Source organism: Devosia limi DSM 17137 (assembly GCF_900128975.1).
GTDB lineage: Bacteria > Pseudomonadota > Alphaproteobacteria > Rhizobiales > Devosiaceae > Devosia > Devosia limi.
Map to the genome: position 1 here is coordinate 1 of NZ_FQVC01000015.1, position 12,756 is coordinate 12,756.

Below are 12,756 nucleotides of genomic sequence, written 5' to 3' on the forward strand. Positions count from 1 at the left end.
CAGGCCTCAGACAAAGCAGCGGTTCCCGCCCTATTGGCAACACGAGCAGTCGTCGGTGACGTGGTCGCGGACCGCGGCTACGACGCGCAAGCCATTATCGAGATGATCCAGCAAAGAGGCGGCCGCGGCCACATCCCAACCCAACGGGACCGCAAGCAGCAGCGCAGCGTCGACCCAGCCATCTACCGCCAGCGCAACCTCGTAGAACGGTTCTTCAACAAGCTCAAACACTTCCGCAAGATCGCAACCCGATACGAAAAGACGGCGCGCAACTATCTCGCCGCCGTTCTCATCGCTTGTTCACGCCTCTGGATGCGCTTTTATGAGTCCGCTACCTAGAGCCTGTGCCCGGTCGCCGGCCGGCGCCGCATATCGATGCGGTGCGCTGCTTGGCTTAGCCGGGCTGGTGTGTTAGCGCCAAGCAACGCTGCTCATCAGTCAGGTCTATGTTCATGCCGCCAAAGCTCTCCGGTCCGATGCTGGCGCCCATATCCGGCGCCGCCCCCAAGCAGATCGTGGTGTTGTTACACGGCTATGGTTCGGATGGGGCCGACCTCATCGGGTTGGCACCGCATTGGCAGGCGGTTTTGCCCGACGCGCTGTTCGTGGCACCCAATGCGCCCGAGCCCTGCCCGGGCAACCCCTTCGGCTTCCAGTGGTTCGCGCTGGATTATGAGAGCGACAGGGTGGCCAACCGACAGCAGGGATTGCCCATGGCGGCGCCGGCTCTGGTGCAGTTTCTCGATGATCTATGGGCCCAGACCGGGCTGGGCGCAGAGGACACGATCCTGGCCGGGTTCAGCCAGGGGGCGATGATGGCGCTGCATGTCGGCCTGTCGCTGCCGACAAAGCTCATGGGCATCGTCGCGTTTTCGGGGGCCTTCGTGCCGCCAGAGGGTTTTGGCGGTCCGGGACTGGCGCAGCCGCCGGTCTGCCTGGTGCATGGCGATATGGATCAGGTGGTCGACCCGGAGCTGAGTTCGGCGGCGGAAACGGCGTTGCGTGCGGTCGGCGTGGACGTGCGCCACCATGTGTCGCGCGGCGTAGCGCACGGAATTTCGCCGGATGGCCTGGCATTTGCGACCGATTTCATCGCTTCGGCCGTCGCGCAAAAATAAACGACGAAAGCTTGGGTGCCCCCGCTTCACAGGCCTGACACAAAGGGCCTATTATAAGGGGGCTATGGACTTACTCGATTCCCGATCCGGGAGACTCAAGTGACGATCCACGTGTCGCCTGAGGCCTGTCCCGCGCTTGTTCTGAACGCCGACTTCCGGCCGCTCAGCTATTATCCACTGTCCTTGTGGTCTTGGCAGGATGCGATCAAAGCGGTGTGTCTGGACCGGGTGAACATTGTGTCCAACTACGACACTGTCATCCATAGCCCCAGCTTCGACATGCAGCTGCCGAGCGTGGTCTCGCTCAAGGACTACGTCAAACCGGCGCTGCATCCCGCGTTCACACGCTTCAACGTGTTCCTGCGTGATCGCTTCCAGTGCCAGTATTGCGGTTCCAAGGACGATCTGACGTTCGACCATGTCATTCCGCGCTCCAAAGGGGGGCGAACGACCTGGGAAAACATCGTTGCCGCCTGCGCCCCGTGCAACCTGCGCAAGGCCAATCGCGTGCCATGGGACATCAAGATGTTCCCCAAGCAGGCCCCGTATCACCCGACAGTGCATGATCTGCACAATAATGGCCGGGCTTTCCCGCCCAACCATTTGCACCAGAGTTGGCTGGATTATCTCTACTGGGATATCGAGCTGGTCGAGTAGGCGGGGTGCCGTTGCTTCGGCGTCCTGGCTGCACTCAATTTACATTCGCGTCCACCAGGTCATTCCCGCCTGCGCGGGCATGACCTGATGGGGCGTGGCGGATGCACAGCCTGGCGGGGCCGGTGCGACCGTGACCCTTAGCGGGCCTGCCGGCGGTATTGGGCGAAGATCGAGAGTGCCAGCAGGCCGACCATGGCCAAGGAAGCCAGGGCATTGTAGCCAGCCATCGAGATGCCGAAGAGGCGGAACTGCACCACATCACAACCCACGACATGGGCGGCGTTGAGATTGCTCATCGCATCGAAGCTGACCATTTCGCCGACACCGGTGCAGGCGGTCGGACCGGGCCAGAAGCCCCATTCGACGCCAGCGTGATAGGCCCCCATATAGGCGCCCCAGATGAAGATGGCGGTGACGACAGCCATGGCGGTGTACCAGACCGTCAGCGGCAAGCGGTTCCAGGTGAGCAGGATCACTGCCAGCAGCGGCAGACCCCAATAATAGCTCATGCGCTGTTCCAGGCAGAGCTCGCACGGCACAAGCCCGCCGAAAACCTGCGAAGCCAGGGCGCCAAGAATGGCAACGAGCCCGATCAGAAAGGCCAGCAGCGCGGCCTTCTTGTCGAGGGGGGCGAAGAGCGAAGCGGCCATGAACAGACTTTCGGTGTGACGCTGAAGAATGTTGGCTGGATAGAGGGAGATCGCGGCGATTTCCAGCCCGGAACAGCGATGTGATCAATCGCCCGGCAGGGCTATGCCCAGAGCCTGGCGCAAGGCGATGGCATTGGCTGGGGCGTGCAATTTGTCCTCGTGCACGAAATAGGCATAGACGTCGCGTCCCTCGGTATCCCATTGCGCCATTTGATCGGCCCAGGCGGCGATATCGGTGGCCAGATAGCCAGCGGCATCGGGGCGCGGTGGTCCCTGCAGGCGGCAATAAACGAAGTCGGCCGTAAGCTGACGCGAGGGGAATTCGACCGTGTCGGAAATCACCATCGCCACATTGTGCGCTGCAAAGAGGGCGCGGGCATCGTCGCTGTCAAAGCTTGCATGGCGCGCTTCGATGGCATGACGAACGAGGCCGATGCCTGAGGTGTCGAGGTAGGGCGGCGATTTGAGGCGGCCATCGGCCTTGCTGGCGAGCGCGACATAGCTGTCCGCGTCATGCGGCAACAAGTTTAGGAAGGCCTCGATCACCTCGGGCTTGAAGCTCACATTGGGCGGCAATTGCCAGATGAAGGGGCCGAGCTTATCGCCAAGCGCCAGGGGGCCAGAGGCAAAGAAATTGGCCAGCTCCGGTGCGCAGTCCTTCAGTCGCTTGATATGGGTCACCAATTGTGGGCCCTTGATGGAGAAGACGAAGCCGTCGCGGGCCTCGCCGGCCCATTTGAGGAAGCTCGCGGGTTTCTGGTTGGCGCGGAAGGTGGCATTGATCTCGATGGTGCCGAGGCGCGAGCTGGCATAGGCCAGCTCCCTTTTCTGCACCAGGCCCGGCGGATAGAATTCACCGCGCCAGGGTTCAAATACCCATCCAGCCGTTCCGGTCCTGATCGTCACGGTCCACCTCATCGCCCAGATACAGTGTCTGACGGTCCAACAAGATGGCCCGCTTGTCCAGTGCTGGCGCTGCTATCGGCCAGGTCGAGCTGGCCCGGGTGCGAAGATAGCCACTGCCGATGGCCGGATAACGAAGTGGGCGGGCGTCGTGGTGACCAGGTCGCCATCGGTATTGATTGGCATTTCCCGTTTGGTCCGGATGTCGAACTCGACGCATTTGTCGGTGCGCACCTCCTCCCAGGCGCCATGGGTGCCTTTGCGGAACGCGCCGAGCAGCAGTAGCAGGCGGAACACATTATCCTGCTCGAGACTGTAGAGATCGAGGTGACCGTCATCGATGGCGGCATTGGCCTCGACCACGGTACCGCCGCCATAGTGGCGGCCATTGCCGACCGCGATCTGGAGGGTTTTGACCTGCACTTCGCCGGACCGGTTGATAATGGTGGCGCTGAACGGACGAGCCTTCAGCAAAACTCTCGCGGCCGCCAGCGCATAGCCCAGCTTGCCCCAGCGGCGCTTGGCTTCGCGCGATAGCGAATTTGCGAGATCCGCGCTCAGCCCCATGCTGGCGACATTGAAGAACGGGTGGCCGTTCACTTCTCCCAGATCGACGCGACGGGTCTGCCCGGCCAGGATTATGTCGGCGGCGGCAAGCAGGTCGTCCGGAATGGCCAGCGTCCGTGCCAGGTCATTGGCGGTCCCCATCGGCATGATGCCCATGGGCAGGCCCGTCGCCATGATCCCCTTGGCGGCAGAATTAATGGTGCCGTCACCGCCGCAGACGATGACGAGATCGACTTCGTTGTGCCGGCGCTCGATATCGGCCGAAACTTCGCGGGGTGTGTGGAAGCGCTCGACCTTGACATCAATGCCGCCGCGCTCCAACCGGGCGATTACCGGATCAAGCGTGTCGCTGCCACGCCGCGCATTGGGATTGATCAGCATCAGGGCATTGCGGCGGGCAGAGGACATGGACAATCCAGGATGTTGGTATTGCGCGCATGGCACTACACCGTAATCCCAAGGAAAAACCAGCCTGTTTCTCCGCTCGCCGGAAGCGTTGCGAACACCGCATCCGGCAAGCCTTTTGGTCGCGATTTCTGCCGAGCATCTGTGACTAAAGCGGTTTCTTCAACCACTTGGCCAGCACCCCGACAATGCCCTCGCGGAACAACAGCACGCTGCCGACGAAGATCACGCCCTGCAACACTGTCACCCAGGCACCGAAGCCGGCAAAATAGTTCTGCATGCTGACAATGATCGCGGCGCCGATCAATGGCCCGAAGACGGTGCCCATGCCTCCGAGCAGGGTCATCAGCACCACCTCGCCAGACATGGTCCAGTAGACGTCGGTGAGCGAAGCGAGCTGGAAGACAATGGCCTTGGTGGCGCCAGCGAGTCCGGCCAACGCGGCCGACATGACGAAGACGGCGAGCTTGTAGCGATTGACCTTGTAGCCCAGCGAGATCGAACGGGGCTCGTTGTCACGAATAGCCTTGAGCACCTGGCCGAAGGGCGAGTGGATGATGCGGTAGATCAGCAGCAGCGCGCCGAAGACAATGGCGAGCACCACGAAATACAGCGTGAGATCGGAGCTGAGGTCGATGAGGCCGAACAGCTTGCCCCGCGGCACGGCCTGAATGCCATCCTCGCCGCCGGTGAACGGCGCCTGCAGCGCGAAGAAGAATACCATCTGTGCGAAGGCCAGCGTCACCATGGCGAAGTAAATGCCCTGCCGCCGGATCGCCAATGCACCGATGCCGAGGCCCAGCACCGCCGCGGCCAGCACACCGAGCAGGATGGCGAATTCGGGATTGAAGCCCCAGGCCTTGGCGGCATAGGCAGCGACATAGCTTGCCGAGCCGAAGAAGGCCGCGTGACCGAATGACAGCAGGCCGCCGAAGCCGAGCAGCAGGTTCAGCGCACTGGCGAACAGGGCAAAGCACAGCACCTTCATCAGGAATACGGGATAGAGCAGGCTGGGCGCCACCAGCAACAGGCCGAACAGCACAGCGAAGATCACCATGTGATGGCGCGGCGTGCCAACCGGCAAGGCTGCAGCCTCGGAACGGTAGCCGGTTTCCGATTGGGTCGTCATCACTGCGTCCTTCCAAACAGCCCGGCGGGCTTGACCAGCAGCACGATGGCCATGATCACGAAAATCACCACGGCCGAGCCTTCGGGATAAAACACCCGCGTCAGGCCTTCGACGACACCAAGTCCAAAGCCGGTCAGAATGGCGCCCAGGATCGAGCCCATGCCGCCAATGACGACGACAGCGAAGACCACGATGATGAGGTCGGCGCCCATATTGGGGTTGACCGAATAGATCGGCGCGGCCAGCACGCCGGCCAGCGCGGCCAGCGCCACCCCGAAACCATAGGTCAGGGTGATCATGCGCGGCACGTTGATGCCGAAGGCCCCGACGAGCGTTGGATTTTCGGTAGCGGCGCGGAGATAGGCGCCCAGCCGGGTCTTTTCGATGGCGAACCAGGTGGCAAAGCACACCACGACCGAGGCGACGATGACCCAGGCGCGATAATTGGGCAGGAACATGAAACCGAGATTGGTGCCGCCCGAGAGTTCGGCGGGGATGGAATAGGGCAGGCCCGAGACGCCGTACTGGTTGCGGAACAGGCCCTGGATGATCAGCGCCAGGCCGAAGGTCAGCAGCAGGCCATAGAGGTGGTCCAGATGATAGAGCCGGCTGATCATCAGCCGCTCGATCACCACGCCCGTCGCGCCAACCACCAGCGGCACGATCAGCAGCGCCCACCAGTAGTTGATGCCGGTATAGGTCAGCAGCATCCAGGCAACGAAGGCACCCATCATATACTGCGCGCCGTGGCTGAAATTGATGATGTTGAGCAGGCCGAAAATGACCGCCAGCCCGAGGCTAAGCAGCGCATAAAATGAGCCATTGATCAGCCCCAGCAGCAATTGCCCGAAAAGTGCCTGTGGCGGTATGCCCAAAAGCTCGAACATGACAAACGATCCCGATGCAAACGAGGGGAGGCGCCCCGGCGGTGCCGGAGCGCCATTGGTGAACTACTCGGCGATGAAGGCGCAGCCGCCGTCTTCGATCGGCCGGAAAGCATCGGCGGCCGGGGTGGTGGCGACCAAGGTGTAGTAATCCCACGGGCCGGTGGATTCAGCCGGTGACTTGACCCTGAACAGGTGCATGTCGTGGATCTTGCGACCGTCTTCGCGGATCATGCCGTCGCCAAACAGCGGATCGCTGGTCGGTGTGGACTTCATTGCCGCCATCAGGGCTTCAGTTTCCTTGGCTCCGGTGGATTCCACCGCCTTGAGGTAGTGCAGCACGCTGGCATAGACGCCGGCATGCACCATGGTCGGCTTCTTGCCGTCGTTCTGGGCGGCGAAGCGCTCGGACCAGGCGCGGGTCTCGTCATTGAGGTCCCAGTAGAAGCTCTCTGTCAGCACCAGCCCCTGCGCGGTTTCAAGGCCCAGCGCGTGAATGTCGGTGATGAAGATCAGCAGACCCGCAAGCGCCTGGCCGGCCTGGGTGATGCCGAACTCGGATGCCTGCTTGATGGTGTTGACGGTGTCGCCGCCCGCATTGGCGAGGCCGATCACCTGGGCACCCGAGGCCTGGGCCTGCAGCAGGTAGGAAGAAAAATCGGTGCCGGGGAATGGATGGCGCACGGTGCCGACCACTTCGCCGCCCGAGCCCTCGACAATGGCCATGGTATCGCGCTCAAGCGCATGACCAAAGGCATAGTCGGCGGTGATGAAGAACCACTTGTCATTGCCCTGTTCCACCATGGCGGTGCCGGTGCCCTTGGCGAGTGCCCAGGTATCGTAGGTCCAGTGCACCGTATTGGGCGAGCACTGCGCGCCGGTCAGGTCGGCCGATCCGGCTCCCGAATTCATGAAGATCTTGTTCTTCTCGCGGGTGATTTCGTTGACCGCAAATGCTGCCGACGAGGTCGGTACGTCCACGATCAGGTCGACGCCATCCTGGTCATACCATTGGCGGGCAATATTGGAGGCGACGTCGGGCTTGTTCTGGTGATCGGCCGAGACGATTTCGACGGTGATGCCCTTGCCGGCGGCGTCGAAATCCTCGACGGCCATGCGGGCAGCGATCACCGAGCCTTCGCCCGACAGATCGGCATAGACGCCCGAGCGGTCGTTGAGCACGCCGATCTTGACTTCGGTCTGGGCCATGGCCGTACCCGCCAGCAGCAGGCTGGTGGCCGAAGCCAGGATGATGGTCTTGAAATTCATTATTGCGTCTCCTCCTGATGGTGCCGATTTTTCGGCTTGGTGCTAGACGCCCAGATAGGCGTGGAGCTTGTTCATGTTGGCGGCGAGATCGGCATTGGGAATGGTGTCGATCACCCGACCCTGTTCGACGACGTAGTGCCGGTCCGCTACCGATGCGGCGAAGCGGAAATTCTGTTCGACCAATACGATGGTAAAGCCCTGGCTCTTGAGCTGGCCAAGGGTGCGGCCGATCTGCTGCACGATCACCGGGGCCAGACCCTCGGTGGGTTCGTCCAGCAACAGGAATTTGGCGCCGGTCCGCAAGATGCGGGCGATGGCCAGCATCTGTTGCTCGCCACCGGAGAGCTTGGTGCCCTGGCCGCCCAGCCGCTCGCGCAGGTTGGGGAACATGTCGAGCACCGCTTCACGCGTCAGCCCGCCGGGCCGCACCTGTGGTGGCAGCATGAGGTTTTCCTCGACCGAGAGACTGGAAAAGATGCCGCGCTCTTCGGGGCAGAAGGCAATCCCGGCATGGGCGATGTGGCGCGGCGCTAGCCCGATCAGTTCGCGATCGTCGAAACGCACAGAGCCTTTCCGCTTGCCCAGCAGCCCCATGATGGCACGCAGCGTGCTGGTCTTGCCGGCACCATTGCGGCCAAGCAGGGTCACGACCTCGCCAGGGTACACGTCGAAATTGATACCATGCAGCACATGGCTTTCGTCGTACCAGCCGTTGAGGTCGCGCACCGCGAGCAGGCTGTCGGCTTGCGCACCGACCGTCGCCATTGGTTCACTCATGGCCGGCTCCGATATAGGCTTCGATGACGCGGGGATCCTTGGACACCACTTCATAGGACCCCTCTGACAGGACCTGGCCGCGCGCCAAAACCGTGATGCGGTCGGAAAGGTCGGCAACGACGGACAGGTTGTGCTCGACCATCAGGATGGTGCGATTGGCCGAAATCTTGCGGATCAGCGCCGATATGCGCGCGACGTCTTCCTGCGCCATGCCGGCCATGGGTTCATCGAGCAGCAGCATTTCGGGTTCGAGCGCCAGCGTCGTGGCGATCTCCAGCGCCCGCTTGCGGCCATAACTCAGCTCGCCTGCCGTTTCATTGGTAAAGCTCGACAGGCCAACCTCGTCGATGCGCTCCATCGCTTCTGCGTCGAGTTGATGCAGCACCGTCTGCGAGCGCCAGAAGTCGAAGCTGTCACCGCGCCGCCGCTGCAGCGCAATGCGCACGTTCTCGAGTACGCTGAGCTTGGGAAACACTGCCGAGATCTGGAACGAGCGCACCAGGCCAAGCCGCGCAATATCGGCCGCCGGCATGCGAGTAATGTCGCGACCGTTCAGCGTAATGGTGCCAGCGCTCGGCTGCAGGAATTTGGTCAGCAGGTTGAAGCAGGTGGTCTTGCCCGCCCCGTTCGGCCCGATCAGTGCATGGATCGAGCCACGCTGCACATCAAGATCAACGCCGTTCACCGCCACGAACCCGGCAAAGCGCTTGCTCAGGCCGCGCGCTGAAAGGATGACGTCGGCTGCCGAGGCCGTCTGGGTTGTCATGGCTGCGTTCATTTTGCCGTCCATCCGCCGTCAATGGAAATAGCCGATCCGGTGATCGAGCGCGCGAGATCGCCACATAGATAAGCCGCCAATTCCGCAATCTCCTCGGGCTGGACGAATTGCCGTGTCGGCTGGGGCGCCAGCATGACCTCGCGCACCACCTGTTCCTCGCTCATCGCATGGACCCGGGCCTGATCGGCCACCTGGGCGGCCACCAGAGGCGTCCACACATAGCCTGGGCAGATGGCATTTACGGTAATGCCCTTCTCTGCCGTTTCCAGCGCCACCGCCTTGGTCAATCCCACCACAGCATGCTTGGTTGCCACATAGGCCGACTTGAAAGGGGAGGCGCGCAATCCGTGGGCGGAGGCGATGTTGATGATGCGACCCCAGCCGCGTCTGGTCATCCCGGGCAGTGCCGCGCGGATGGTGTGGAAGGCGGAATCCAGACTGACCGCGACGATACGGTCCCAGTCGGCGGGGGGCAGTTCCTCTACCGGCGCCACCTTTTGGATACCTGCATTGTTAACCAGCACATCGAGCTGCCCAAAGCTTGAGACCACCTCGCCGACCAGATCGTAACCACCGCCATCGAGAGACAGGTCAGACTGGAAGTAGCGCACTTTGGTGCCATTGCCGGCCAATGACCGCAGCGTGTTCATGATGTCGGCTTCGGCCTCGAAGCTGTTGATCGCCACGTCATAACCCATCGCCGCGAATTTGCTGGCGATCGAGAGGCCAATGCCACTCGTCGAGCCGGTGACCAGTGCCACGCGCTTTGTTGTCATGCTCCACCCTGTAGCGGACTTTAAGGGGTCCGGTCTTTTGCCAACTCCCTTTCAAGTTCCGTGCCAAGCGCGCAAAGCCAGGCTTCAGGGGCTTTCTCGACGGGCCAGGAGCTCAACGATGTGCGGCGGACACGACACTGTCCGGAAACCAGGATAGGTCAGAGGCCGATATTGTGGCGTTTCAGCTTTTCATAGAACTGCGATCGCGACACGCCCAGTCGCAACGCCGCCGCTGATTTCTGCCCGCCGGTGGCTTGGAGTGCATCCAGGATCGCCTGGCGCTCGGTATCAGCCATGGCATTGGCCAGACCCTGCCGTGGCAGACCCGGCCGCCCTCCTGGCGGGAGTGCGCGACGGATCACCCCTGCGTCCATCACCTCGCTCGGCGCGAGCGCCGCGGCCCGTTCCAGCACGTTGCGCAATTCGCGTACATTGCCTGGCCAGGCATGATCCTGCAGCAGGGCCACGGCTTCGGGCGTGATCACCCAGCCACGCTGGTCAGCTGCCCGCATGGTCTGCTCCAGCAGCGTTTCACAGAGCAGCGCCATATCCTCGCGCCGCTCCCGCAGCGGGGGGACGTGCACCGTCAGCACCGCAACGCGATAATACAGATCGGCCCGAAAGCTCTTGTCGGCGATCTTGGCTTCGAGGTCCTGCGAGGTCGCCGCGATGATGCGGACATCGATCTTCTTGACGGTATTGGAGCCCAGCGCTTCGATCTCGCCTTCCTGGAGCACGCGCAGGAACTTGGCCTGGATGCCCAATGGCATGTCGCCGATTTCATCCAGGAACAGCGTGCCGCCATGAGCCAGTTCGAATTTGCCCTGCCGCGCCTTCTTCTCGGCCCCGGTATAGGCCCCAGGGGCAACACCGAAGAATTCCGCCTCGAGCAGCGCCTCGGGCACCGCCGCCATGTTCACCGCCACGAAGGGGCCATCGGCGCGGTCAGATTGCTGATGGATGGCGTGGGCCAGCAATTCCTTGCCGGTGCCGGTCTCTCCCAGGATGAGCGCCGCCCCGTCGCGCAGCGCAAAGCGACGTACCATGGCCTTGAGTTCCTTGATGGCCTCGCTCTGACCGATGAAGCTCGATAAGGAATATTTGGTCTGTCGCTCCCGCGTCAGGGCTGCCTGCGCGCGCGTCAGCTGCTTTTGCAGCGCTTCGAACTTGTCGAGGATGGGGGCCAGATAGTCGACATTGTCGTAGAAAACGAAGCCGATTGCGCCCTCGACCGCGCCCGCGGCATCCTTGAGCGGAATCCGGCAGACAACGAACTGACGGTCATCGAAATTCATGATGTCGAGCAGGATCGGCCGGCCCGTCTCGACCACCCGTCTCAGCAATGAATGGGGGATGATGTCTTCCACCGGCATGCCGATGGGGTCGAAGTCGGGTGCCAATTTGAGCAATTCACGGTAGCGCTTGTCCATCCAGGTGATGCGGGTCTGGGCGTCGACAATAATGGCGCCCTCGAAGAAATCCCGCAGCAGGCTGAAGGCGGCGACCGCCTCTTCGATACTGGCCAGCCCATTGGCGGCTGGCCAGCGCTCGAGTGTCGGTGTGGGCGTCATGGCCGGCCTCGCTTCCAGTGTCGGGAGCGAGACTAGATGCTGCTCACGTCATGAGCAACGCATCACGCGATGCAAACCATGCTGCATGCCTGCGTGGCGCTTTCGCGTAGGAAGCCTTTATGGAAGCGGTGTTTCGCAACCCCGGCTTCCCGGTCCCTCCTCGAATGAACAACCTTCATGGCTTCGGCGCTCAGCGGGGCCGTGCCATGAGGCGGTGGACAATTTCCGGGTGAGCCTAACTAAGCCAGTCGGCCTCACTTTTCGCCAGGGCCGCGAAGAAAGCGTCGATTTGCTGCAGGCCGAAGACAGTCGGGAGCTGCGTTCCAAACCGGTCGAAGGTCGCGGACAGGCCAAGACGGCGGGCCATGAACTGACGACCGTAGCAGAGCAGACCATCCAGCGAGCGGTTCATGAAGACGATCAGGGGCAAGATCTCGGCCTGAATGGCGACGGCCTGCCGCCGCGATTCAACATCGCCATTCTGCCATAGACGGTGGATCCTGACCTGCAGCGGCAAGCAGTCGGGGGCTGGAATGAGCCCGACGGCTCCTGCCTGCAATAGGGAAATATGCTCGATGCCACCGTGGCCGCCAAAAGTGGCGAGGCTGGAATGCGTGCGCGCGATCAATGGCTCGACGCCGACCACCGGCCCCTCTCCCTTCAACACCGTGAAACTGGGCATGCGCTCGCTGAGCCGCAGCAGCCCCTCGGCCGAAAGTGCGTTGATCAGGTGCTCGGGATTGTTCTGGATACCAAGCGGACAGGTGATGGTTTCTCCGACCGTCACAAACCAGTCGATGAGAGCGTCTTCGCTGAGCTTTTGATGGTTCGGCGGCTGCAGAATCAGCCAGTCGGCACCAGCCGCCACGGCGGCGTGCGCAAAGGCGATCTGCTCGTCCATGCTGTGGCCGGCCACGGTAACGGAATAGGGCAGTCGTCCCGCCAGAATGCGGCCCACCATGCGGGTCAGCGCCAGTCGTTCCGCACCATCCATGCGGTGCGACTCGGTCACCAGCCCGAGCACAGCAATCCCATCGGCCCCGCTCGAAATGGCGTACTCGACCTGAAGGGTCATGGCCTCTTGATCAAGCGTTCCTTGCGCGGTCCAGAACGCATAGAGCATCGGGTAAATGCCCTGCAAGGTCTGCTTATCACTTTGTAACATAACGATAAATCCTTGTCGAAATTGATTCATCTGATGAATGGTTGCCAACCATTTAGAGCTGTGCCACAGTTTATGCAATCGCCAATGCCGCAATCCTGCGGCCCCTT

At 62.1% G+C, this 12,756-nt stretch carries 14 protein-coding genes; 3 read left to right on the forward strand and 11 right to left on the reverse strand.

Annotated elements, in window-relative coordinates; translation table 11 throughout:
* The 3 genes from BUA69_RS18055 to BUA69_RS18065 all read left to right on the forward strand — a co-directional run.
* The coding region (locus tag BUA69_RS18055; RefSeq protein WP_072866590.1) for an IS5/IS1182 family transposase at positions 1-339 on the forward strand (339 nt) is incomplete at its 5' end.
* A gap of 113 nt (positions 340-452) precedes the next feature.
* Entirely contained in the window at positions 453-1,118 is a 666-nt protein-coding gene (locus BUA69_RS18060; protein WP_046134073.1) for an alpha/beta hydrolase, read from the forward strand.
* 99 nt (positions 1,119-1,217) lie between these two features.
* A complete protein-coding gene (locus tag BUA69_RS18065) occupies positions 1,218-1,775 on the forward strand; it encodes an HNH endonuclease (protein WP_046134005.1) in 558 nt (185 codons plus the stop codon).
* 137 nt (positions 1,776-1,912) lie between these two features.
* Here the strand turns inward: BUA69_RS18065 and BUA69_RS18070 are convergent, their stop codons facing one another.
* From BUA69_RS18070 to BUA69_RS18120, 11 genes are all read right to left on the reverse strand, one after another.
* A complete protein-coding gene (locus BUA69_RS18070; RefSeq protein WP_046134006.1) occupies positions 1,913-2,425 on the reverse strand; it encodes a disulfide bond formation protein B in 513 nt (170 codons plus the stop codon).
* Positions 2,426-2,509: 84 nt separating this feature from the next.
* On the reverse strand, positions 2,510-3,331 hold the full coding sequence (locus BUA69_RS18075; protein ID WP_160300092.1) for a DUF72 domain-containing protein: 822 nt from the start codon (positions 3,329-3,331) through the stop codon (positions 2,510-2,512).
* 72 nt (positions 3,332-3,403) lie between these two features.
* Positions 3,404-4,303 (reverse strand): lipid kinase, encoded by a 900-nt coding sequence (locus BUA69_RS18080; protein WP_046134008.1) that lies wholly within the window; start codon positions 4,301-4,303, stop codon positions 3,404-3,406.
* A 145-nt stretch (positions 4,304-4,448) separates the two neighbouring features.
* On the reverse strand, positions 4,449-5,429 hold the full coding sequence (locus BUA69_RS18085) for a branched-chain amino acid ABC transporter permease (protein ID WP_046134009.1): 981 nt from the start codon (positions 5,427-5,429) through the stop codon (positions 4,449-4,451).
* Positions 5,429-6,316 (reverse strand): branched-chain amino acid ABC transporter permease, encoded by an 888-nt coding sequence (locus BUA69_RS18090; RefSeq protein WP_046134010.1) that lies wholly within the window; start codon positions 6,314-6,316, stop codon positions 5,429-5,431. The genes BUA69_RS18085 and BUA69_RS18090 overlap by 1 nt, the downstream gene beginning before the upstream one ends.
* 63 nt (positions 6,317-6,379) lie before the next feature.
* Positions 6,380-7,582 carry an ABC transporter substrate-binding protein gene (locus tag BUA69_RS18095; RefSeq protein WP_046134011.1) on the reverse strand — a complete coding sequence of 401 codons (1,203 nt, stop codon included), beginning with the start codon at positions 7,580-7,582 and terminating at the stop codon, positions 6,380-6,382.
* Positions 7,583-7,624: 42 nt separating this feature from the next.
* Positions 7,625-8,359, reverse strand: a complete 735-nt coding sequence (locus tag BUA69_RS18100; protein WP_143154575.1) for an ABC transporter ATP-binding protein — start codon at positions 8,357-8,359, stop codon at positions 7,625-7,627.
* Entirely contained in the window at positions 8,352-9,125 is a 774-nt protein-coding gene (locus tag BUA69_RS18105) for an ABC transporter ATP-binding protein (RefSeq protein WP_046134075.1), read from the reverse strand. The genes BUA69_RS18100 and BUA69_RS18105 overlap by 8 nt, the downstream gene beginning before the upstream one ends.
* Positions 9,126-9,133: 8 nt before the next feature.
* Positions 9,134-9,913 (reverse strand): 3-hydroxybutyrate dehydrogenase, encoded by a 780-nt coding sequence (locus tag BUA69_RS18110; protein ID WP_046134012.1) that lies wholly within the window; start codon positions 9,911-9,913, stop codon positions 9,134-9,136.
* Positions 9,914-10,071: 158 nt separating this feature from the next.
* Positions 10,072-11,484, reverse strand: a complete 1,413-nt coding sequence (locus BUA69_RS18115; RefSeq protein WP_052950380.1) for a sigma-54 interaction domain-containing protein — start codon at positions 11,482-11,484, stop codon at positions 10,072-10,074.
* 235 nt (positions 11,485-11,719) lie between these two features.
* Complete coding sequence (locus BUA69_RS18120; protein WP_143154576.1) at positions 11,720-12,727, reverse strand: dihydrodipicolinate synthase family protein; 1,008 nt, start codon at positions 12,725-12,727, stop codon at positions 11,720-11,722.
* Positions 12,728-12,756 lie beyond the last annotated feature (29 nt).

Bases quoted from the DNA above. Each gene is read 5' to 3' on its own strand.
- BUA69_RS18060 (WP_046134073.1), top strand. From the start codon at position 453: ATGCCGCCAAAGCTCTCCGGTCCGATGCTGGCGCCCATATCCGGCGCC.
- BUA69_RS18070 (WP_046134006.1), bottom strand. From the start codon at position 2,425: ATGGCCGCTTCGCTCTTCGCCCCCCTCGACAAGAAGGCCGCGCTGCTG.
- BUA69_RS18080 (WP_046134008.1), bottom strand. From the start codon at position 4,303: ATGTCCTCTGCCCGCCGCAATGCCCTGATGCTGATCAATCCCAATGCG.
- BUA69_RS18085 (WP_046134009.1), bottom strand. From the start codon at position 5,429: ATGACGACCCAATCGGAAACCGGCTACCGTTCCGAGGCTGCAGCCTTG.
- BUA69_RS18090 (WP_046134010.1), bottom strand. From the start codon at position 6,316: ATGTTCGAGCTTTTGGGCATACCGCCACAGGCACTTTTCGGGCAATTG.
- BUA69_RS18095 (WP_046134011.1), bottom strand. From the start codon at position 7,582: ATGAATTTCAAGACCATCATCCTGGCTTCGGCCACCAGCCTGCTGCTG.
- BUA69_RS18100 (WP_143154575.1), bottom strand. From the start codon at position 8,359: ATGAGTGAACCAATGGCGACGGTCGGTGCGCAAGCCGACAGCCTGCTC.
- BUA69_RS18105 (WP_046134075.1), bottom strand. From the start codon at position 9,125: ATGACAACCCAGACGGCCTCGGCAGCCGACGTCATCCTTTCAGCGCGC.
- BUA69_RS18110 (WP_046134012.1), bottom strand. From the start codon at position 9,913: ATGACAACAAAGCGCGTGGCACTGGTCACCGGCTCGACGAGTGGCATT.
- BUA69_RS18115 (WP_052950380.1), bottom strand. From the start codon at position 11,484: ATGACGCCCACACCGACACTCGAGCGCTGGCCAGCCGCCAATGGGCTG.